General features: G+C 71.4%; 17 protein-coding genes. 8 read left to right on the forward strand and 9 right to left on the reverse strand.

Annotated features, from left to right (window positions below; genetic code table 11):
- Positions 1–103 precede the first annotated feature (103 nt).
- From HY049_11490 to HY049_11505, 4 genes are all read right to left on the reverse strand, one after another.
- Positions 104–1,696 carry a hypothetical protein gene (locus HY049_11490; GenBank protein ID MBI3449522.1) on the reverse strand — a complete coding sequence of 531 codons (1,593 nt, stop codon included), beginning with the start codon at positions 1,694–1,696 and terminating at the stop codon, positions 104–106.
- Positions 1,693–2,949, reverse strand: a complete 1,257-nt coding sequence (locus tag HY049_11495; GenBank protein ID MBI3449523.1) for a hypothetical protein — start codon at positions 2,947–2,949, stop codon at positions 1,693–1,695. The genes HY049_11490 and HY049_11495 overlap by 4 nt, the downstream gene beginning before the upstream one ends.
- Positions 2,946–5,030: a hypothetical protein gene (locus HY049_11500; protein ID MBI3449524.1), complete on the reverse strand. Its 2,085-nt coding sequence runs from the start codon at positions 5,028–5,030 to the stop codon at positions 2,946–2,948. The genes HY049_11495 and HY049_11500 overlap by 4 nt, the downstream gene beginning before the upstream one ends.
- Positions 5,031–5,116: 86 nt before the next feature.
- Positions 5,117–6,607, reverse strand: a complete 1,491-nt coding sequence (locus HY049_11505; GenBank protein MBI3449525.1) for a glycosyltransferase — start codon at positions 6,605–6,607, stop codon at positions 5,117–5,119.
- Between HY049_11505 and HY049_11510 the strand changes: the two genes are divergently transcribed.
- The 4 genes from HY049_11510 to HY049_11525 all read left to right on the forward strand — a co-directional run bounded on the left by HY049_11510 (position 6,533) and on the right by HY049_11525 (position 11,192).
- Complete coding sequence (locus tag HY049_11510) at positions 6,533–7,999, forward strand: hypothetical protein (protein MBI3449526.1); 1,467 nt, start codon at positions 6,533–6,535, stop codon at positions 7,997–7,999. The genes HY049_11505 and HY049_11510 overlap by 75 nt on opposite strands.
- Before the next feature lie 67 nt (positions 8,000–8,066).
- The gene (pta, locus tag HY049_11515) at positions 8,067–9,086 is read left to right on the forward strand and encodes a phosphate acetyltransferase (GenBank protein ID MBI3449527.1); all 1,020 of its coding nucleotides are present in this window, start codon (positions 8,067–8,069) and stop codon (positions 9,084–9,086) included.
- Between the two features lie 7 nt (positions 9,087–9,093).
- The gene (locus HY049_11520) at positions 9,094–10,620 is read left to right on the forward strand and encodes a HAMP domain-containing histidine kinase (GenBank protein MBI3449528.1); all 1,527 of its coding nucleotides are present in this window, start codon (positions 9,094–9,096) and stop codon (positions 10,618–10,620) included.
- Entirely contained in the window at positions 10,617–11,192 is a 576-nt protein-coding gene (locus tag HY049_11525) for a hypothetical protein (GenBank protein MBI3449529.1), read from the forward strand. The genes HY049_11520 and HY049_11525 overlap by 4 nt, the downstream gene beginning before the upstream one ends.
- A gap of 12 nt (positions 11,193–11,204) precedes the next feature.
- Here the strand turns inward: HY049_11525 and HY049_11530 are convergent, their stop codons facing one another.
- The gene (locus HY049_11530; GenBank protein ID MBI3449530.1) at positions 11,205–12,104 is read right to left on the reverse strand and encodes a formamidopyrimidine-DNA glycosylase; all 900 of its coding nucleotides are present in this window, start codon (positions 12,102–12,104) and stop codon (positions 11,205–11,207) included.
- Between the two features lie 28 nt (positions 12,105–12,132).
- Positions 12,133–13,623, reverse strand: a complete 1,491-nt coding sequence (locus tag HY049_11535) for a sigma-54-dependent Fis family transcriptional regulator (protein MBI3449531.1) — start codon at positions 13,621–13,623, stop codon at positions 12,133–12,135.
- Positions 13,624–14,211: 588 nt separating this feature from the next.
- Here HY049_11535 and HY049_11540 point away from each other — a divergent pair.
- Complete coding sequence (locus HY049_11540; GenBank protein MBI3449532.1) at positions 14,212–15,087, forward strand: hypothetical protein; 876 nt, start codon at positions 14,212–14,214, stop codon at positions 15,085–15,087.
- A gap of 9 nt (positions 15,088–15,096) precedes the next feature.
- Here HY049_11540 and HY049_11545 read toward each other — a convergent pair whose 3' ends face one another.
- Genes HY049_11545 through larC form a run of 3 tightly spaced genes read right to left on the reverse strand, consistent with a single transcriptional unit; the run spans position 15,097 to position 19,153 of the window.
- Entirely contained in the window at positions 15,097–15,909 is an 813-nt protein-coding gene (locus tag HY049_11545) for a TatD family hydrolase (GenBank protein MBI3449533.1), read from the reverse strand.
- Positions 15,909–17,921, reverse strand: a complete 2,013-nt coding sequence (metG, locus tag HY049_11550) for a methionine--tRNA ligase (protein MBI3449534.1) — start codon at positions 17,919–17,921, stop codon at positions 15,909–15,911. Before metG ends, HY049_11545 begins: the two co-directional genes overlap by 1 nt.
- Positions 17,918–19,153, reverse strand: a complete 1,236-nt coding sequence (gene larC / locus HY049_11555) for a nickel pincer cofactor biosynthesis protein LarC (GenBank protein MBI3449535.1) — start codon at positions 19,151–19,153, stop codon at positions 17,918–17,920. The genes metG and larC overlap by 4 nt, the downstream gene beginning before the upstream one ends.
- Positions 19,154–19,268: 115 nt before the next feature.
- On the opposite strand from larC, the gene HY049_11560 reads away from it, so the two are divergent.
- The 3 genes from HY049_11560 to HY049_11570 all read left to right on the forward strand — a co-directional run.
- Positions 19,269–20,303, forward strand: a complete 1,035-nt coding sequence (locus HY049_11560; protein MBI3449536.1) for an asparaginase — start codon at positions 19,269–19,271, stop codon at positions 20,301–20,303.
- Between the two features lie 176 nt (positions 20,304–20,479).
- The gene (locus HY049_11565) at positions 20,480–21,073 is read left to right on the forward strand and encodes a sigma-70 family RNA polymerase sigma factor (protein ID MBI3449537.1); all 594 of its coding nucleotides are present in this window, start codon (positions 20,480–20,482) and stop codon (positions 21,071–21,073) included.
- Between the two features lie 10 nt (positions 21,074–21,083).
- The coding region (locus tag HY049_11570; protein ID MBI3449538.1) for a zf-HC2 domain-containing protein at positions 21,084–21,542 on the forward strand (459 nt) is incomplete at its 3' end.

Below are 21,542 nucleotides of genomic sequence, written 5' to 3' on the forward strand. Positions count from 1 at the left end.
GGAATGAGGGGTGGGTCGATCGCCGGAACGACACTGCGACAACCGTTCCCGGCGATGGATTATTCCACGGCGCCGGCTCCCGATGTCGCGCCGGGGTTCGCCATCACCACCGGTACGCGAGCGTCAGGTACCCCTGGTCCGCGGCGTCCACCGTCCCCGATCCGTGCTCGACCGACAGAGCCGCGAAGATGTGACGGCCGATGGCGACGTCCAGGTCGAGCCCCGCCCACTTGAGAGACGTGGACGGCTGGGTCGGATCCGCGGGCGTCTCGTCGCGCACGCCACCCGTGAGGTCGAGGTGCCACCGCGATCCGATGGGGAAGTCGATGTCCAGGGAGTGGAGCCATCCGTCGACGGTGTCGTTCGTGTAGCGGGTGCTCCTCGTCCGGATGCCGAACGCGATCGACGTGAGCCGGTCGGCGCCCAGATAGACCGAGTAGCCGCTCGCCCCGCCGAGGGTTCCGCCGGTGTTCGTGCGGACGTCGAAGCCGGCGCTGAAGCGCTTCAGGAACCGGCAGCTCGCCCCTCCCCACGCCCCCGTGCGGTACTGATCGTCGAACTGCGTGACCGGCGTGACGAGATCCCGGTAGAGCCTCACGTTGCGCCGGTTGTCGTACCCGGCGTTCAGCGTCCACGCGGTGCCCACGCGGTATCTGAGGTTGAAGAGGGTGCTCGTGAGCGAGAAGGAGCTTCCCTCGGCCTGCTTCTTCCAGCCGCGGTTCATGTCCACCTCCTCGGAGACCCAGAGCGAGAGGCTCTTGCCGGTGTAGGTTCCCTGGGCGAAGGTGAACTCGCGGTTGATCGTCGACTGCTGGTACGAGCCGACGGCGCCGGTCGTCAGCGCCCACCGTCGCGCCGCGGCCGTCGCGTTGTGCCATTCCACGTAGGCTCCGTGCTCCCTCACGTCGCTCGAGTAGCCGAGGTTGACAGGGTCGGGCTCGGTGCCGCTGAAGGCCCCGGCGGCCCACCTCTCTCCCCGGTACTCGCCGAGAATCCCGTCGAAGATGTTCACGACGGAGAGCGACGGGGAGAACTGGCGCCCCATCGTCGCCCGCCAGCCGGGCCCCGGCGTGTCCCACGAGACCGCCATGCGGTAGACGTTGGTCAGATCGGTCGTGTTGCTCGCCCCGAGCGAGTCGGTCACCGCCGTCCGGCGGGCGCGGACGTCGACGTTCAGATCGATGGGCGCCCCCCCGAGCTGCGAGCCGTCGAGGCGCAGGTCGGCCGCGGGCTGCGTGAACTTCTGCCCGGCGCCGCTGGTGTCCTTGACGTAGAGGTACCGGAGGCCGACGCGCCCGTGCAGCCCGGGGCCCGACATCGAGCGCGACGCAGCCGGCGCGGACGCGGCGGGGGCGCCCTCGGCGGCGCCCGGGGGGACGATCGCCGGGATGAACCGGACCGCGTCGCCGACAGCCGGCGTGGCGTCGCCGGACTCGCGGGCGCACACCGCGCGGTGCGACGCGAGGTACGTCACCTTCAACACGGCGACGACCGCCCCGTCCCGCACCAGCTCGATCGCCCCGCCCATCGTCACGCCGTCGTCGCTTCCGGCGTCGACGTAGATCGAGGCGCTCGTCACGTACGTGACCTTCGCCGAGCGGTAGGCGTCGTCGGCCGCCGCGAGGGTCGGCGTGAGCCAGACCATCGCCGCCACGGCGTGCCCGAGGAGCCGAAGAGCCGTCCGGAGGGCGCTCAAGTTCTGCCTCTGGGATGGCAGCTGTAGCAGGCCGCGCTGTCGTACATGTAGTTCTTCACCCCGCTGTGACTGCCGTCGGTCTGCAGCCTGTCGGAGTGCGGGTGACAGCCGAAGCAGGAGAAATCGGCGTACGTCACGGGGTTGATGTGGCACGTCGCGCACGAGCTCCAGACCCCGGGCCCGTGCGTGCCGCTGCTGATGGGGAACTGCGTGTGATTGTACGTCGCCCCGGCCCAGCTCGTCGTCGAGTGGCACTGCTCGCAGGTGGTCGGGAACCCCGCCGCCACGTGGGCCGGGTTCGTCGTGTTGTCGTAGTTGGTCTGATGGCAGGAGACGCAGAGCGGGCTCAGTCCCGTGAAGACGCCGCCCGTGTGGCACATCGCGCAGGGGAGCGGCTTGTGCGCCCCGGTCAGCGCAAACCCGGTGTTCGCATGGTTGAACGTCGACGGCTGCCACGCCCTCGTGCTGTGGCACGAGATGCAATCGATCCCGATCCCCGAGGAGGCGTGCGGCGGCGTCGCCGTGCTGATGTAGAGCTGGTGATGGCACGAATCGCAGTCCGTGGGAAGCTGCGTGAAGACGTTGTTCGCGTGACACCTGACGCAGGCGAGGCTGGCGTGCGCGCCGGTGAGGGTGAAGCCGGTCGTCGCGTGGTTGAACCCGGACAGCCACGTCGTCGTGTTGTGGCAGCGCGCGCAGTCCATCGGGTAGCCGGCGGCGACGTGATCGGGGCTCTTCGCCGTGCGGAAGGCGTCCGCGTGGCAGCGCTCGCAGTCGGTCGGCGTGTTCACGTACGCCGACTGTCCCGACGGCGACGGATGGTGGCACGCCGCGCAGTCGGCGATGGCGTGGGCGCCGAGGAGCGGGAATCGGGTCAGGCGATGGCGCCGCACGTCCCCGGCCCGCTCGATGAAGTTGTTCGTCGTATGGCACATCGCGCAGTCGAGCCCCAGCTCCCCTTTATGGACGTCCTGGTGGCAGTCCACGCAGTTGGTGCCCGCCCCCTTGAACTCGAGCGTCGCGTGGCAGGCGCGGCATGCGACGGCGGTGTGCGCCCCCGTGATCTTGAAGCCGTACTTCCCGTGGTCGAACTTCGGGCTGACGACCGCGGGCCTCCAGGCGTCCTTGGTGTGGCACAGGGTGCAGTCCTCGACCATGGCGCCGTGTGGATTGGCCGGAGTATCTGCGGCCCGCGCCGGGCCACCGGCCGCGAGAACCATCAGGGCCGCCGTGAGCCAACCTGACCTCCTCATGACGTGCGCTCCTTTCCCGCACCCGCCGCGTGGCAGGCCTCGCATTTCGTCGGCGTTTCCTTGTACGTGATGGCCGGCGTCACGCCGCCGCTCCGGGAAAGATGGCACTTGCCGCACGCGACGCGGGCGTGCGCGCCGTCGAGAGCGAACGCCGTGTCCCGCTTGTGATCGAAGCCGGCGGCGGGCTTCCACGCGTCGAGGCCGTGGCACGTGCGGCACTCTCCCCCTCCGGAGCGGCCCTTGAACTGGTCGCCGTGGGGATTCGTGTGGCAGTCGACGCACGCCGTGCGGCGCTCCGTGAACTCGATCTTCCTGCCGTGCGCCGCCGCGAGGACGAGGCTGGCCCCCGCGGTCGCCGGCATTCGAGGTCCGCCACCGCCGAGCTGCTTGTGGCATTCCTGACAGGGGACCGCGCGATGCGCCCCCTCGAGCGGGAACGAGAAGCCCTGATGCGTCTCGATGTCGATCCGCGACCCCGCGAACGTCCGGACATCGTGGCATCCCGCGCAGGCGGCGGCGCTCTCCTTCGGCGGCTTCAGCTTTCCGCCGTGCGGATCGAAATGGCACTGGGCGCACTCGACCTCGGGGACCTTCAGCGCGATCTTCGCCGACCCGCTCGCGACGGCCGGCGCCAGAGCCGGCAGTCCCGGGCGCGACGGCCCGTGACACGCGGCGCAGGGGATCTCGCCGTGGCGTCCCTCGAGCGGCAGCCGGAGCTTCGCGTGATCGGAGGCCGCGAACCGGGACGGCTTGAAGGCTTCGACGGAGTGGCACCGCTCACACGCGCCCTTGTCCGGCGAGCCCGCGAGCTGCCTTCCGTGCGCGTCGGCGTGGCAGTCCATGCACTTCTCGTGAGGGCGACGCAGCCAGACTTTCGAGCTCCCGAGGCGCGCCGGGTCGACGCCGGCGGGGGACTTGAGGTGGCACGCGGCGCAGGGGACCTTAAGGTGGGCGCCGGCCAGCCCGTAGGAGGTTCGATCGTGATCGGCCACCGAGAACGACGACGGCTTGAAGCCGTCCGGCGAGTGGCACGCCGCGCAGTCCGGCGTGCCGGCCGCCGTCGCCGTCTGCCCGCCGTGCGCGTCCTTGTGGCAGTCCCCGCATCGCGCGAACGCCGGGCTCTTCCCCCACGCCTTCTCCGGGTCGTGGCACGCGGCGCACGTGACGGTCCTGTGAAGTCCGCGCAGCGGGTACCGGGTCCTGTCGTGATCGAACGAGCCGCCGGCGACGCGCTTGAACCCCTCCGTGACGTGGCACTTCGCGCACGCCGCGCCGAGCCGCCCCTGATGCGGATCGGCGTGGCAGTCGCTGCACTCGGTGTGCGGGACCGGCTTGTAGATCGGGATCGTGCGCCCCTCCCGGTCGTGGCCCGGCGTGAGGCGCGCCGCCTCATGGCACTTCGCGCACGCGACCTCGGAGTGCTTTCCCGACAGCGGGTAGGTCGTCCTCCCGTGGTCGAAGCTCGCGACCGGCTTCCATCGATCCATGCCGTGGCAGTGGGCGCAGTCCGCGCCGAGGGCGCCGCGGTGGACGTCCTCGTGACAGCTCGCGCACTCGCGCTCGAGGCCGAGCCAGCCGTGATCGTGCCCCGGGCCGTCCGGGGCGAGGCCCGCCGACTTCGAGACGCGGAACTTCGGCTGATGGCACTCGGCGCATTTGATCGAAGCGTGCTTCCCCTCGAGTGGCCAGCCGGCCTTGCGGTGGTCGAATTTCTCCGGGGTGCCCCCCTCCCACTCGATCATCTCGAAGTCGGCCCCCGCGTGATCGGGGTGGCAGCTCGCGCAGGCGCGGAGGCCCTTCGCGCCGTGAAGGCCGCGCCCCGCGTCCCTGAGGGCCGCGATCTCCCTGTGGCAGGTGAGGCACCGGCCGTCCATCGACTCGTGCGTCGCGCCATGGCACTTCACGCAGCGGAGCGCCCCCTCGAGGCCGGAGTGGGGCTTTGCGAGCGGCCCGGGAGAGACCTGGGCGAAGGCCGACAGCGGGGACAGGACCGCCGCCGCCGCGACCGACGCGAACAGGATGAGGGCGTGGCTGCGGGGTGCGGAGCGCCGTGGGGCAGACGGTGCTTCGATCGTGCGCACTCCTATTGAAGCAGGGCGAGCGAGACAAGGTTACCTTCGGCCCGGGAAGAGAACAAGTTGCGGTTCGAGTCGCGGCGTTGTCTCGATCAGTTTCCCGGAGCCGGACTCCGGCGCCAGGCGACTCTCTGGCCGAGGGTCAGTCCGGCGACGTACGCATTCCCCGCCGCGAAGAGGACGAGAAACGGAACCGACGCGTAGAACCCCTCGCCCGCCGCCCAGACCGCCGCGACGCCGAAGAAGATCGCGAGGAACGCTTCGACGGCCGCGAGCTGCGACGGCTCGCCTCGATAGGCGCGGCGCGGGGCCGCCCCCGTGCCGCGCCCCTGCTTCGGGGTCCTCCGGAACGAGGGGGCGCCGGCGTCGAAGGCCTCGAGGACGGCCAGGGCGTTGTTGAGCGCGAGCCCGGCGCCGAGGGCCATCACGATCGGAAAGGCGGCCGCGAAACGCGCGAGGAGCGAGGCGGGGCGACGGCCGCGTCCCGGCGCGCGGTCGAGGCGCAGCGCCCGCAGGCAGAAGGCGGCGAAGGCTCCGGTTCCCGCGACGAACACGATCAGGTCGGGGGCGCCGAGGCTCCATCCGAGCGATCGCCTGATCGCCAGCGACGGGACGATCAGCAGCGAGACGGCGAGGAGGAGCAGGTAGGCGGCGTTGTTGGTCAGGTGAATCGTCGCCTCGAGTTTCGCCCGCGCCGGGGCCCCGGAGCGCAGGATCGCCGGCATCAGCTTCCTCGCCGTCTGGATGGAGCCGAGGGCCCAGCGGTGCTGCTGCGACCTCAGCGCGTCCATCTCCGCCGGCAGCTCCGCAGGGCAGCGGGGTGCGTCCACGAAGACGAACCGCCACCCCGCGAGCTGGGCGCGGTAGGAGAGATCGAGATCTTCCGTGAGCGTGTCGGCCTGCCACCCCCCGGCGGCCTCGATGCACGCGCGCCGGAAGACCCCCGCGGTCCCGTTGAAATTGAACCACAGCCCCGAGGCGGCGCGGCCGGACTGCTCCACGAGGAAGTGCGCGTCGAGGAGGAGCGCCTGCGCGCGCGTGAGGAGCGAGGCGTCCCTGTTGAGGTGTCCCCATGCCGCCTGTACCATCCCGACCGAAGGGTCGGCGAAGTGGGGGACGGTCGTCATCAGGAATCCGGGCGGCGGGACGAAGTCGGCGTCGAAGACGGCGATCAGCTCGCCCCGGGCGGCGGTGAGCCCCGCGGCGAGCGCCCCGGCCTTGTACCCGGCGCGACCGTCCCGATGCAGGCAGACGACGTCGTGGCCGCGGCCGCGCCACGCCGCGGCGAGCTCCCGCGCGCGTCCGGCGGTCCGATCGGTCGAATCGTCCAGGATCTGAATCTCGAGAAGCTCCCGCGGATAGTCGAGCGCGCACGCCGCCTCCACGAGGCGATCGACGACGCAGATCTCGTTGTAGATCGGCAGCTGGATCGTGACGTGGGGAAGCGCCCCCGCGGGAGCGACCACCGCCCCGCGATACTTCCGGGAGGCGCGCGTGAGGACGAGGCGATGAACGCCGAAAGCGGCCAGCCCCGAGAGGGCCGCGTAGTAGACCACGAGGGTGGCGGCGTCGAGGGCGCGGATCACCTGAAGGTCCTCCTCGCCGCGGCGGCGGCCGCGTGCGGTTCGACCGCCCTCGCCATCCACGCGAGCGGCGGCGGCTCCGGCCGGCTGGCGACGGTGGCGGCGTCGCCCCTCTTCTTCCTGGGGTTCACCGGCGCCTTCGCGGCGGCGACCTGGGCGGGGCACCACGTGGAGATGGGGAGCGCGGGGGGCTCCCGGCGCTCGTTCGCCGTGGTCCTCGGGTGCGCCGTGCTGCTCCGTCTCATCGCCCTGTCGGCGCCTCCCGCGCTCTCCGACGACGCCTACCGCTACGTCTGGGACGGGCACGTGCAGCGCGCGGGGCTGAACCCCTACGCGCACGCCCCAGCCGATCCCGCTCTCGATCCGTGGACGACATCGTACCGCGGCCGCATCAACAATCCAGATCTTCCCACGATATACCCGCCGGTGACGCAGCTCGCGTTCCGCGCCGCCGCGCTGGTTCCGGGGGAGGGGCTCGTCGCCGTGAGGGTCGTGATGATCCTCTTCGACCTCGGCACGATAGCGGTTCTCGGAGCTCTCCTGAGGCGGCGCGGGCGCGATCCCGCGGCCGTGCTGATCTACGCCTGGAGCCCTCTCGCCGTGATCGAGGTGGGATGGAGCGGGCACTGCGATCCCGTCGGGGTCTTCTTCCTGGCCGCGGCGCTCCTCGCGATCGACGCGGGATGGAAGGGCACGTCGCTGGCCGCAGCGGCCCTCGCAGGCGCCGCGAAGTACGCCGGGTGGCTCGCGATTCCCTCGCTTGCCCGACGCGCGAGGTGGCGCGACGGGCTGGTCGCGCCTCTCGCGTGCGCCGCGGTCTACGCCCCGTACCTCGGCGCGGGAATGGGAGTTCTCGGCTCGCTTCCCGCCTACGCCGAGCGATGGCGCTTCAACGACTCGCTCTTCGCGATCGCCCTTCAGGCCGTCGAGCGCCTCCGCGTCGCGGACGCCGTGCGGGGCGGACTGAGGCTCGCGGGGTGCCTCGATCCCTCCGCGACGTGGGAGTCCTCGCTCGCGCTCCGGCTCACGGAGCCGCTCTCGATCGCCAAGATCCTCGCGGCGGCCGCCTTCGCGGCGTTCGCCTTGCGCATCCTCCGCAGGCGCTGGGACGATCCCTGCCGTGAGATCCTGGCGCTCCTCGGCGGGGCGCTCCTCCTCTCTCCGACGCTTCACCCCTGGTACCTCCTCTGGATCGCCCCGTTCCTTCCGATCGTGCCGCGACGCTCGTGGCTCTGGCTCACCTTCGCGGCCCCCCTGCTCTCCTACCCGATGATGGCCGCGCGCGCAGGCGACGCGGATCCGCTCGCGTGGCTCGCCGCCGTCGAGTACGTGCCGTTCTTCGCGCTTCTCGCGATCGAGTCGGCGCGGCGCCGGCTCTGGGAGCGCGCGTGACGCGAAGGGGGGAGCGCCGCCCGCGCTGTGTTACGATCGGCGCCATGAGCCCACGGCGGCGGCGCCCTTGAAGGTCCTGGGCTCGATCCTCGAGCGCGCCCGGCGCGATCCCCGTCGCATCTTCCTGCCGGAGTCGGACGACGACCGGACGCTGCGGGCGGCCGCCTCGGCGCAGGCCGCGGGCAGCGCGCGCGTGACGCTGCTCGGCGAGGCGGCGACGATCGGGCGGCGGGCGCGCGATCTCGCGATCGATCTCGCGGGGGTCGACGTCGTCTCCCCGTCCACCTTCGAGCGCATGGACGCGTACGCGGGGATCTACCACGATCTCACGCGCGCGAAGGGGGTGACGCGCGAGGAGGCGGTGCGGCACGCGCGCGACCCGCTGACCTTCGCGGCCCTCGCGGTGCGATCCGGCGACGCCGACGGGACCGTCGCGGGCGCCGCCCACACCACCGCCGAGACGATGCGCGCGGCGCTCCGGGTGATCGGCCCCGCGGCGGGAGTCCGCACGGTCTCGTCGTTCTTCGTGATGACGGTGAAGGACGCGGCGATGGGGCATGACGGGTCGTTCGTCTTCGCCGACTGCGGGCTCGTCGTCGATCCGACCGCCGATCAGCTCGCCGACATCGCCATCCAGTCGGCGGCGAGCGCCCGGCTCCTCCTCGGGTGCGAGCCGCGGGTCGCGCTCCTCTCCTTCTCGACGCGCGGCAGCGCGTCGCACCCGCGGGCCGACAAAGTCCGGAGGGCGCTCGAGATGCTGCGCGCGCGCAGCGCCGGGATTCTCGCGGACGGCGAGATCCAGGTCGACGCGGCGCTCGTGCCGGCGATCGCCGCGACGAAGGCCCCCTTTAGCCCCCTCGAGGGTCGAGCCAACGTCCTCGTCTTCCCCGATCTCGACTCGGGCAACATCGCCTACAAGCTCACCGAGAGGCTCGGGGGCGCCGCCGCGCTCGGCCCGATCACGCAGGGGCTCGCGCGCCCCGCGAACGACCTCTCCCGCGGCTGCTCGGCCGAGGACATCGCGCACGTCGTGGCCATCACGACGGTGCAGGCGCAGGGATCCGTCGCACCCCCCGGCGGCCGGTAGGGGAGCCATGTCGCTCACGATCCGGGGCCGGGCGCTCGCGGGCGCGAGCCTGATGGTCGTCATCCTCGTCGGGCCGACCGTCTACTCGGTCGTGGTCCTGCGCCGCATCTCCGAGCAGACGAAGCTCTTCCTGAACCAGGAGGCGACCATCGAGGCGAACATGGGCGCCGTCCGCGACGGGTTCGAGGAGGCGCGGCAGAACGCGAAGCTCCTGTGCGTCATGGTGCTGGAGCGGGAATCGTTTCGCGCCAGGGTCGAGGCGTCGCTCTCGAGCGTGAGGGGGCAGCTCTCGGAGCTGAAAGCGTACATCGCGCCCCATTTCGGTCCGGCGGCCGACAACGTCGCGAGGGCGCTCGCGCGCTTCCACGACGATGCGGTCGCGGGGGTCGAGCCCTTGGACGTGAACCAGCAGGATCCGAACATGATCACGAAGGCGCTCCACGTCGTGGAGCAGGACTCGGACCGCGTCGAGGCCGCGGTTCGCGGGCTGTCGTCCGCGGTCCAGGTGGCCGCGCGCCAGCGGGCGGCCGACACCGAGGAGATCGCGCGGGACGCGGCCACCCTGACCGTCGCCTCCACCTCGGTGGGGCTGCTCGTGGCGTTCGGCCTGTGGCTCGCGCTCCTTCGAGCGCTCAGCCGGCCGCTGACCGATCTCGCCATGGGAACCGAGCGGATCGCCGCGGGGGACTTCGATCAGAAGATCCCGGTGCGCGCGGACGACGAGCTGGGACGGCTCGCCGACGCGTTCAACCGGATGTCCGAGGCTCTCGGCGAGCTCGATCGCCTCAAGGCCGAGTTCATCGCCACGGCGTCCCACGGCCTGAGGACCCCCCTCGCGTGCGCCAAGGGGTACCTGTCCGGGCTCAGCTCCGGGCGACAGGGCTCGCTGGACGAGACCGGTCTGAGGTCGGTCCGGAGGATCGAGGAGGAGGTCGATCGCGTGACCCGCTTCGTCGATCAGCTCCTCGATCTCGGGCGGCTCCGGGCGGGCCGGCTTCCCCTCGAGATGCGCGAGGTGCCCGCGGCGGCGCTCTTCACGTCGATCGGCCGCTCCTTCGACGCGCTGGCGGAGGAGAAGGGTGTCGCGTGGCGGATCGACGTCGTCCCGGGGCTTCCCGCCCGGATCACCGCCGACCCCGATCGCCTGGGCGAGGCGCTCATCAATCTCGTCGGCAACGCGTTCAAGTACACTCCGGCCGGCGGCCGGATTACCATGACCGTGAGCCCGGAAGACTCCTCCGTGCGCGTGGAGGTCGAGGACACCGGCCCCGGAATCCCGGCGGACGAGGTGCCCCTCATCTTCGAGAAGTACTTCCGCGGCGGCGGCGTGGTGGCGGAGGGGACCGGCCTCGGCCTCGCGATCTCGAAGGAGATCGTCCAGCGGCACGGCGGACGGATCTGGGCCGAGAGCGAGCCCGGCAGGGGGGCGCGGTTCATCTTCATCGTTCCCGCGCAGCAGCCGCGCTCCCCGGGCGCGGATTCGGGAGGCCTCAAGCCGTCGTCGTCCGGAAGATGGAGGAGCGTCAGGATTTGAGCGCGCGCAGGATCCGCCTCGCGGTGTGCCTCGTGCTCGCCTCCTCGCTGGGCCTGTGCCTCGCATGCCCGAGGCCCGGGAGCCGGACGGTCGCGCCGCCTTCCCCGGCCCCTTCCGCCGCGCCCCCTCCGGCTCCGGCCCCCGTGCCGGGGGCGCGGGAGTTCGACGAGGCCATGACGGCGCTCAAGTTCGGCGACCGCGCCCTCGCGGTGTCGAGGCTCGAGGCGGTCGTCGCGATGGGGACCGGTACGCCGTCCCGGGGGGAGGCGCTCTTCACGCTCGGCATCCTGTCCGCGCTGCCGGACAACCCGTCGCGCGACGTCGAGCGGGCGCGGGTGCTCCTGCAGCAGTCTCTCGCCTCCGGGGGCTCGGTCCCGTCGGGGCACGCCATCCGCCTGATCCTCGCCCTCCTCGCGCGGGAGGACGACCTGAACAAGTCGATCGCCGATCTCAAGGCCCAGATCGAGGCGTCGCACACCGAGACCGAGGAGACGAAGACGCAGCTGGCCCAGCGCGAGACGGAGCTGCGCCGGATCAAGGACATACTCCTCGGGAAGACCCCCGGATCCTGAGCGCCCGCCAGGTCAGCGCCGCGCGCGCCGCTCCAGCTCGTCCAGCGTCCGCGGCCAGTCGTCCTTGAGCAGGCGCGACAGCGATCGGTCGGCGAGGAGCCGCCCGCCTGTCTGGCACCGCGCGCAGTAGTTCGCCTCGTTCCCGGCGTAGACGATGCGCTGCACCGCCGCGCCGCAAACGGGACAGGGCTTGCCGAACTTCCCATGCACCGACATCTCCTCGCGGAAGGCGGTCACCTTCTCGGGGAATCCCTCTCCGGCTTCGCGCCTCAGGCGCACGGTCCATTCCGTCAGGACCTCGCGGGCCGCCTCCATGAGCCGGGCCACGACTCCGGGCTCGATCTGCCGGGTCGTCAGGAACGGAGACAGCCGCGCGCGGTGGAGGATCTCGTCCGAGTAGGCGTTGCCGATCCCGCTGAATATCCCTGGATCGGTGAGCGCCCGCTTGAGCGTGTGGTTCTCGCGCGCGAGCGCCTCGTGAAATGCGTCGAGGCCGCAGGTGACGGGATCGATTCCGCCCGGATCGTGCCCGCGCAGCGCCGCGGCTCCCTCGACGACGTGGAGGGAGGCGCGACGCTTCGTCCCCGCCTCGGTGAGGAGCAGGCGCCCGGACTCGAAGTCGAACGACGCGAGGCCGATCCGCCCGGGCATCGGCGCCCCGGGACCGCGCCAACGCAGCCGGCCCGCGATCATCAGGTGCAGCACGAGGTGCAGGTCGCCTTCGAGAGAGACCACGAGGCGCTTCCCGAGACGCCCGACCGCCGTCACGAGGCGCCCCTCGGCCTCGGAAGGAGAGGGAGCCACCGAGCGGAGGAGGAACGGGCTGACGATGCGGATCGCCGTCAGCCTTCTCGACGTGATTCTCCGGTCGAGGCACTCGACGTAGACGACGATGTCCGGCAGCTCGGGCACGGGATGGCCGCCCTTTCGTCCGTCGGGGTCACTTCCCCGGGTCGCCCGACGGGGCGGGGGAAGGAGGCGCGGGGAGGCCGGAGCTTCCGCTCCGGAAGTCGGCCGGCTGGAGCCCGTGCCGCTTGATGAGATCGTAGAACTCGCTGCGGTGCTTTCCCGCCTCCTTCGCCGCGGCGGTCGCGTTCCCCCGGTTCCGGCGCAGGACGTCGACGAGATAGTCGCGCTCGAAGCACCGCCTCGCTTCGTTGAACGACGGAAATGCCGCCGGTGGGACGTAAGCGGAGGCTCCCGGCGCGCCGCGATCGGTCTCGCCGACGCCTCCCGGGTCGAGCCTTCGCACGAGGCTCTCGTCCTCGAGAAGGAGATCCTCGGCGCCGATCTGCTCGCCGCTCGCCAGGACCAGCGCCTGCTTGATGCGGTTCTCGAGCTCGCGCACGTTCCCGGGCCACGGGTACTGCAGGATCTTCTCCGCCGCGCCCCGGCTGAACCCTTTCATGGCCCTGCTCATCGCGGCTCCCTCCCGCTCGAGGAGGTGCTGCGCGAGGGGGAGCAGATCGCCGCGCCGCTCGCGGAGCGGCGGAAGACGGATCGGCATGACGTTGAGCCGGTAGTAGAGATCTTCGCGAAGCCGCCCCTCGCGCACCGCCGCCGCCAGATCGCGGTTGGAGGCGGAGATGATGCGGACGTCGACTCGCCGGACCGCGTTCTCTCCGACGCGCTTGATCTCCCTCTCCTGGAGCGCGCGCAGGAGCTTCACCTGGTGATCCGTGGCGATGTCGACGATCTCGTCCAGGAAGAGCGTCCCACCCTCGGCCTCCTCGAATAGGCCGCGCTTGTCGTTCTGGGCGCCGGTGAACGCCCCCTTGGCGTATCCGAAGATCTCGCTCTCGAAGAGCTCGCGCGGGATCGCGCCGCAGTTCACGGCCACGAACGGCGCCGCGCGGCGCGTGCTGTGCGCGTGGATGAATCGGGCGAAGAGCTCCTTGCCCGTCCCAGAGTCTCCCATCAGGACGACGGGGAAATCCGTCGGGGCGACCGCCTCGGCGCGCGCGAGAGCCTGCCGGACGACGGGGTCGTCCCCCAGGATCCGGTCGTGCCTCTTGTCCTCGAGCCGGTCGCGCAGCTCCTTGATCTCTGTCGTGAGGCGCTCGCGCTCGAGCGCGCGGGCGATGCGGAGGAGGAGATCCTTCTCCTTGTGAGGCTTCGGGATGTAGTCGTAGACGCCGCGGCGGATGAGCTCCAGCGCGTCCTCGATGGAGCCGTAGGCCGTCAGGACGATCAGGGGAAGGTCGGGCCAGCGCTTGAGGCACTCCTCGACGAGGCGGCCTCCGCCCATGACGGGCATCCTGAGATCCGTCAGCAGCAGCTGAAATCGATCGCGGGTGAGCGCCTCGATCGCCTCCTTGCCGTTGACGACCGCGACCGTCTGGTATCCCTGGCTGCTGAGCAGGTCGACGAGCAGCTCCCGAAGGCTCGGATCGTCGTCGACCACCAGGATGCTGGCGTCGGAAGTTCGCATGTCGGATTGTAGAGGTCCCCGGTCTCATGGGTCAACAAAAACCCGACACATTGCGTCCGGAAGTCCCGAACACCCGACGCCGCGCACGGGGATCCGGCGCCCTCCCCCGCTCCGGCGCCCGCAGGCCCCATGCGGCTTTTGGTCTTGAATCCCGACAATTGCGACGGCTGGCAGGAGCATTGCTTAGTCAAGAGCGGCCCCAGCGCCGGCCGGCAACCGGTGGCCGGGTGATGGCGGCCTTACCCCTCCTGCGTCGGCGGTGCCCAGGAAGAGAGGAACGGACAGCTGCGGGGCGGTCCGGGCTTCTTGATGGGCCAGCAGGAGGGGAAAGGGCGCCATCACCTCCGGCGCATTCCCAATGAGTATCATTCTGAGATCATTGAGACTGGGGAACTGTCTCAGGTCCAGAGCACGGCCATCCGGGGCCGCTGCCACGAAAGACCCTCCCAACGCTTCCTGCATCGAAACCTGCCGGTGATCCCCGACGTAGTGTGCCGGTGCGAGGGGGAAGCTCTGCCCACCCGCCTCGAGCCTGGCCGGGTCGTCCGAGGGGAGGGGAGACCTCCCGAGTGCGGGGAGCATCAGCGCGTGCCTGTCCACCGTCGGGGTCCAGCGCTGGCCGTCCTGCTGGCCATCTCGATCGCGGCGCAAGTCGTCGCGGCTGGGAAGCCCCGACCTCCCGTCGCCGCCTCGGACGCGATCGAGGTGCTGGCGCCCCCCGGAGTTGACGTCCGGCGGATTCGCTTCGAAGCCGAGTCGGCGCTCCGTCGCTTTCGGCTCCTCTTTCCCACCTCGCCCGAAACGCTGGCCATCCTCGTCGATTCCGAAGGCGGCTCGACAGGCGCCGAGCCTCCGGAGCTCGCCGCGAAGGGGGTCGCCTGCGTCCGCTGGGTGATCGACGGGCGCGAGCCGGACATTTCGCCCGAGTCGGGCCTCGCGCACGCTATCGGCCACGTGCTGTTCGACGCCCGGCTGCGTCGCGAGCTGGGAGAGAGTCCTCCCCCTGGTTGCGCCCCTGGGCGGCGGCACGGCGCCGTCGCGGATCTCCCCCCCGCCTGGTTGGACGAGGCCGTCGCCGCGTGGTGCGAGGGGAGCGCCGCCCGCGAGGCGAGGTTCCGGCGCGTGAGCGGTGAGATCCCCCCGGCGATTCCCCTCTGGCGTCTTCTCGTGGCGCGGCGGGACTCGCCTTCGGCGGGCCCGGAGGAAGGCTCCGGAGCCGATGCCGGACAGCAGTTCGCCGACGAGAGCTACGCCGTCGGGGAGTTCCTGTTCGGGAGGGGCGGGAACACGCTGGCCGACCGGGTCACGGCCGGGGCGGCACGCGGTCGGGTGACGACGCGCATCCTCGCCGACTCGGCGCAATTGCCGGGCGACGTCGACGAGCTCCAGCGAGAGTGGGAGGACTGGCTTCGCGCGCGGACGCCGGCGGCGGGAGGGGCCAGCGACGGCCTCGCCGCGCCCTGAGATCCCTCGTCAGGCGGGGGGGAGTCCGAGGAATCTCCGGAAGTTCGCGCTGATCGCCGCGGAAAGCTCCGCGTTCGAGATCCCCCGGAGCTCGGCCAGCGCTCCGGTGACGACCGAGGCGCGCTCGGGCTCGTTCCTCTCGCCGCGGTGCGGGACCGGCGCCAGGAACGGGGAATCGGTCTCCGCCAGGAGACGGTCGGCCGGGATCCCTTTCGCCACCTCGCGAAGGTGCCCGGCGTTCTTGAACGTCAGGATTCCCGAGAACGAGATGTAGAAGCCGAGGGACAGGCAGCGCTCCGCGAACGCGGAGCTCTCGGTGAAACAGTGCAGAACCCCCCCGCACTCGCGGGCCCCTTCCCCCTCGAGAATGGCGATGACGTCGTCCGCGGCGTCCCGGCAGTGGACGATGATCGGGCGCTTCAGCCGGGTCGCGAGACGGACCTGCCGCGCGAGGACCTCGCGCTGCGCCGGGCGCGGCGACAGGTCGTAGTGGTAGTCGAGCCCGGTCTCGCCGATCGCCACGATTCCCGGGCGGAGAAAGAACTCCGCCAGGACTTCGTCGTCGCCGTCCCGCCACGATTTCGCCTCGTGCGGATGGAATCCGACGGCCGCCCAGACGCGGGGAGCGCCTTCCGGCCGGGCGAGATCGGCGTTGCGCCCGGCATCGGCGAGGCTCGTCGCCGCCGTGAGAACGTCCGTCATCCCCGCGGCGGCGGCGCGCGCGAGCACGCGGGGGAGATCCTCCGCGAAGAGGGGCATCGACAGGTGAGCGTGCGAGTCGATGAACGGCGGCGAGGGCGCCCGCTCCCGATCGTCCGCCATCAGCGAACGACGTTCCCCGGCGGGATCTCCCGCTCGAAGGTCGCGATGATCGGCGAGCCGCCGAGGTCGGCCGCGAGGAGCATCCCCTGCGACTCCACGCCGCGGAGCTTCGCCGGCTTGAGGTTGACGACGATGACGACCGTCTTGCCGACCAGCGACTCGGGCTGGTACTGAAGCGCGATCCCGGCCACGACGGTCCTCGTGTCGGTGCCGACGTCGACGGTCAGCTTGAGGATTCGATCCGCCCCGGGGATGCGCTCGGCGGCGAGGATTCTCCCCGTGCGGAGCTTCACCTTCTGGAAGTCCTCGATGGAGATGGGGGCGTCGGCGGGTGGCGCTGCGGCCGCGGGCGTGACCGGCGCGGGTCCGGCCGGGGCCGCCGGCAGTCCCGGGGCGTCGCTCGGTGGTTTCGGTGTCGATGGGTCCATCGTTCCCTCCTTGAAATAGGCGTCCTTGTCGATGCGCGGAAAGAGCGCGCTCCCTCGCCGGGTCGCGGCGCCGGTGGTGAGGAGCGCCCAGCGTTTGTCGGGCGCACGGCGGAAGAGATCGTGCTGTTCCGCGCGGCCGGAGCCGCCGAGGCGGCTCCAGAGCTCCTGCGAGGCCTCGGGCATCACAGGGCAGATCGAGAGCGCCACGGCCGCGAGGGCCTCGGACGCCTCCCTGAGGACGGCTCCCAGCAGCTCCTTCTTCGAGGCGACCTTGGCCAGCGCCCAGGGCTCCCACTTGACGATGTAACGGTTGGTCTCGGAGACGACGCTCCACAGCGACGCGAGGGCCTCGTGGAACCGGAACTCGTCCATCGCGACGCGGCACTCCTCGAGCGCCCGCGTCGCGTGCGCCCGCAGCTGGAAGACGTCGTCGGGCTGGCGGCCCCGCCCCGGGATGGCGATCGGTGGGACCGTCCCCCCCCAGTCGCTCTCCACCAGGGTGAGGAGGCGGCTCGCCAGGTTGCCGAGATCGTTCGCGAGGTCGTTGTTGATCCTCTCGATGAACCCCTCCTCGGAGAACTGGGCGTCCTGGCCGAACGCCATGTCGCGGAGGAGGAAGTAGCGCACCGGCCCCGCGCCGAACCGCTCGATCAGCGGCACGGGATCCACGACGTTCCCCGTCGACTTGGACATCTTTCCCTCGGCCCGGAGCCACCACCCGTGGCTCCAGATCGTGCGGGGGAGGGGGAGCCCCGCCGACATCAGGAACGCCGGCCAGTACACCGCGTGAAATCGGAGGATGTCCTTGCCGACGAGGTGCACGTCGGCCGGCCAGTACCGCGCGTAGTCGCCGCCGCCGTCCGCGTACCCGAGCGCCGTGACGTAGTTGCAGAGCGCGTCGAACCAGACGTAGAAAACATGGCGGGGATCTCCTGGGAGCGGGATGCCCCACGAGAAGGCCGTGCGGCTGATCGAGAGGTCGCGGAGCCCCATCTCGACGAAACGGACGACCTCGTTCAGGCGCGTCGCCGGCCGCACGAACTCCGGGTGCTCCGCGTAGTGCCTGAGGAGCGGCTCCTGGAACCTCGAGAGGCGGAAGAAGTACGACTCCTCCTGGAGCGGCTCGACCTCGTGGCCGAGATCGGGGCACCGGCCGTTCACGAGCTGGCTCTCCGGATAGAAGGCCTCGCACCCCGGGCAGTACATGCCGCTGTACGCGCCGAGGTAGACGTCGCCGGCCGCCCGGACCCTCTCGAAGATGCTCACCACGCCGCGGGCGTGACGGGGGTCGGTGGTCCGGATGAAGTCGTCGTGCGTCGAGCCGATGCGCCTCCACAGATCGTGGTAGCGGGCGACGACGCGATCGGCCAGCTCCTTCGGCGCGATCCCCTGTTTCTTCGCGGCGCGCTCGATCTTCTGCCCGTGCTCGTCCGTCCCCGTCAGGAACCGGACGTCGCGCCCCAGCATGCGCTGGTAGCGCGCGACCACGTCGGCGACGACCGTCGTGTACATGTGGCCGATGTGCGGCACGTCGTTGACGTAGTAGATCGGCGTCGTGACGTAGTACCGCCCGGCGCCGTTCAACGCTTCGCCTTCCTCTTCCGGGGCGTGGCCGGCCGCGCCGCGCGGGCGGCCGCGGGCCTCGAGGCGCGGTACGCGTCGACCGCGGCCGCCTGGACTTCCTTGAGCGGGACATCGCGCGTCGAGGCGAGCTTCCGGCAGTCCTCGTACTCGGGATGCGCCTGGGTCGTGACGCCGTCGAGGGACGAGATCTTCATGCGCACGGGGCCGAAGGGCGTGGCGACGGTCACGATGTCGCGCGCGAGCTCGACGCGCCCGGCGATCGTGTGGCGGAAGCCGATCGTCGTGCTCTCGCGGAAGAGGATGGCGGCGACGCTGCCGAACCTGTTCTCCGGGACGATGATGGTGACGAGCGTGCCCGGGCGGTTCTTCTTCATGAGGACGGGCGTGTAGAAGACCTCGAGCGCGCCGCCCGCGAAGAGGCGCTCCATGAGGTAGCCGTACCCCTGCGGGTTCATGTCGTCCACGGTGCACTCGAGGACCGACACCTCCTCGCGGAGCTCCTTGACCACCGTCGACTCGCCGAGGATCGCGCGCAGAAGGTTGGGGTGGTCGGCGTACTCCCGCGTCCCCGCTCCGTAGCCGATCTCGCGCACGGTCATCGGCGGGAGGGGGCCGAACGACACGGCGAGCGTCGTCACGAGCGCGGCCCCCGTGGGGGTGACCAGCTCCCCCTCCACGGGTCCGGCCGAGACGGGGACTCCCTTCACCAGCGCGGCGGTCGCCGGCGCCGGGACCGGGAAGGTCCCGTGCTCCATCGTCACGGTGCCGCTCCCCAGTCGGAGCGGGGAGGCGTGGAGCCGCCCGTCGGCGCCGAGCACTTCGCGCAGCGCGATCACCGAGCCGACGATGTCGACGATCGCGTCCACCGCCCCCACCTCGTGGAGGTGGACCCTCTCGACGGGCACCCTGTGGATGCGGGCCTCGACCTCGATCAGCCGGCGGAACACGGCGAGCGATTTCACGCGCACGGCGTCCTCGAATCCGGCGTCCTCGATGATCTTCCTGATCTCGCTCCACCCGCGGTGCGCGTGCCCGCGGCCCACGCGCACGTCGAACTTGGTCCCCGAGATCCCCTGGCGCGAGACGCGGCGCGCGGAGAGCTCGTACCCGCGCAGGGGAAGGGCCGCCAGCTTCCTGCGGATCGTCCCGAGGTCGACGCCCAGATCGATGAGGGCGCCGAGGAGCATGTCTCCGGCGATCCCGGAGAAGCAGTCGAGGTACAGGAGCTTCACGTCGCCTCCTGGAAAATGCGTGAACTATCTGTAGGCGGGATACTTAGGGGCGCAAGCCTAGGCGCATTCCCCCGGGGCTGTCAAGCCGCGCGGGCGGCGGACTACAATCGGGCCTATGACCTCTCCATCCAGCGAAAGCGCGGTCGAGATCACACGGGGCGAGATCGTCGAGTGCGCCCACGCCGCGGCGATCGCCGTCGCGCATCCCGACGGCCGCCTCGAGGCGACCCTGGGCGACCCCGAGCGCATCATCTTCCTGCGGTCGGCCGCCAAGCCGTTCCAGGCGGCCGCCGTCCTCGAGGCCGGCATCGCCGAACGCTACGGCCTCCTTCCGCCCGAGATTGCGCTCATCAGCTCGTCCCACGCGGGCGAGCCGCACCACGTCGACGCGGCCCGCTCGATCCTCGCGCGGGCCGGGCTTCCGGAAGAGGCGCTTCAATGCGGCACGCACCTCCCCTTCTCGCGCCCCGCGGCCGAGAGAGTGCTGACGAACGGAGGGGTCCCCGGAGTGCTCATGAACAACTGCTCGGGGAAGCACGCCGGCATGCTGGCGGCGTCGCGCGCGCTGGGGCACCCGCTCGAGAGCTATCTCGATCCCGAGCACCCGGTCCAGCGCCGGAATCTCGAGGCGGTCGCGGCGTTCACGGGAAGATCCGCGCGGGACATCGTGGTGGCGGTGGATGGGTGCAGCGCGCCGACCTTCGGCGTCTCGCTCCGCGAGGCGGCGGTCTCCTTCGCGCGCCTCGTCGCCCCCCCCGCCGCGCCGGCGGGATCGGCGGCCCTGGGGCTCATGGCCGGGCGGGTCGCGAGCGCGATGCGGGCCCACCCCGAGATGGTCGCAGGCGACGGGATGCTCGACACCGTGCTCATGCGCGCGATCCCGCGGCTGCTGGCCAAGATCGGTGCGGACGGGTTTCACGCGATGGGGTGGGACTCTCCCTCGGGCCCGCTCGGCATCGCGGTGAAGATCTTCGACGGGGACTCCGGCCGCGCGCGCACGGCCGTCGTTCTCGAGACGCTCCGACAGCTCGGAGCGCTGAGCGGGGCCGCCGTTCCCGAATCCCTCCGCTCCGCGCTGACGGTCCGAAACCTTCGCGGGAGGGAGGTCGGCTCGGTGCGCGCCACCTTCCGGCTTTCGCGGCGCGGCTGACCCGGAGTCCCCACGGCCCCTTCGGGACCCCGGGGGAGGCGGGAATACCGAGGCCCGCCGCGCGTGTTGTGCAGGCAGCGGCCTCGGACGGTCTTCGGCCGTGCACGATCGGAGAAGCGACGTCGGCGATGGCTCCCGACCGGGAAGCGCGGAGATCCGCGTTCGAGGAGAGCGCGATGCCGCACGTCCGCTCGCTGCACAACGTCGCGATGAAGCTGACGCGCCGCCGGGAGGAGGCGGAGGATCTCGTGCAGGAGACCCTGCTCCGGGGGTACCGCTTCTTCGACCGCTACGAGTCGGGGACGAACATCCGGGCCTGGCTCCTCACGATTCTCAGGAATCTCTTCGTGAACCGTTACCGGCGCGCGCGGCGGGGATGGCAGGAAGTGGAGACGGGGGGAGCGGAGGGGAGGCTCGAGACGCTCATCGAGCGGGGCGCCGCCTCCGCGCGCCCCGAGACGAGCCCGGAGCAGATCCTCGTGTCGGGTTGCCTGGACGGCGAGATCGAGCGGGCCCTCGCAGACCTCCCCGGAGAGTATCGCATGGTGCTGACCCTCTCGGCGATGGAAGGGCTCTCGTACAGGGAGATCGCCGCGGTCCTCGAGTGCCCGATCGGGACGGTGATGTCGCGGCTCCACAGGTCCCGGCGGATGATGCAGGAGAGGCTCATGAGCTACGCGCAGGATCGAGGCCTCCTCGACGGGCCGCGGGACGAAGGCCCCGGCGTCGTCAGCCTCAGCGACGCGCGCGACTCGCGGCGGCGCCGATGAAGGGGCTGACGTGAGCGGCGCGGGGGCGAGCCGGGACGACTGCGCCGGGATCCGCGAGCTCCTGGCGGCCGCTCTCGCGAACGAGCTCCCCGCCGGCCGCGTCGACGCCGTGCGCGATCACCTCGAGCGATGTGAGGCGTGCCGCCGCTACCGCGCGTTCGAGGTCGCCTTCGACGGCGCTCTCGCCCGGGGTCTGACGCGGGAGGAGGCCGATCCCGCCCTGTCGGATCGAATCCGTGACGCGCTGCGACGCGAGGACGCCCGGGAGGCCGCCTCATCGTGGGGCCGGGACGGCGCGGCCTTCAGAATCCTGGCGGCCGTCGCCGCGACGCTCTTCGTCGCGGTCGTGAGCTACGGCGTCGCGCGCCGCGCCGGGGCGCCCGCGGCGGCGATCAGCCCCGCGCACCCGGCGGTCGAGCAGGTCCGCACCGGCGTGCTCGTGTGCGCGGCGTGCGAGCGCGGGGGCTCC

The organism is Acidobacteriota bacterium (assembly GCA_016195325.1).
Taxonomy (GTDB): domain Bacteria; phylum Acidobacteriota; class Polarisedimenticolia; order JACPZX01; family JACPZX01; genus JACPZX01.

What these genes read in the sequence shown, in the direction of transcription:
- HY049_11495 (MBI3449523.1), bottom strand. Translation starts at nt 2,949, where the DNA reads ATGAGGAGGTCAGGTTGGCTCACGGCGGCCCTGATGGTTCTCGCGGCC.
- HY049_11510 (MBI3449526.1), top strand. Translation starts at nt 6,533, where the DNA reads ATGAACGCCGAAAGCGGCCAGCCCCGAGAGGGCCGCGTAGTAGACCAC.
- HY049_11560 (MBI3449536.1), top strand. Translation starts at nt 19,269, where the DNA reads ATGACCTCTCCATCCAGCGAAAGCGCGGTCGAGATCACACGGGGCGAG.
- HY049_11565 (MBI3449537.1), top strand. Translation starts at nt 20,480, where the DNA reads ATGCCGCACGTCCGCTCGCTGCACAACGTCGCGATGAAGCTGACGCGC.
- HY049_11520 (MBI3449528.1), top strand. Translation starts at nt 9,094, where the DNA reads ATGTCGCTCACGATCCGGGGCCGGGCGCTCGCGGGCGCGAGCCTGATG.
- HY049_11535 (MBI3449531.1), bottom strand. Translation starts at nt 13,623, where the DNA reads ATGCGAACTTCCGACGCCAGCATCCTGGTGGTCGACGACGATCCGAGC.
- HY049_11545 (MBI3449533.1), bottom strand. Translation starts at nt 15,909, where the DNA reads ATGGCGGACGATCGGGAGCGGGCGCCCTCGCCGCCGTTCATCGACTCG.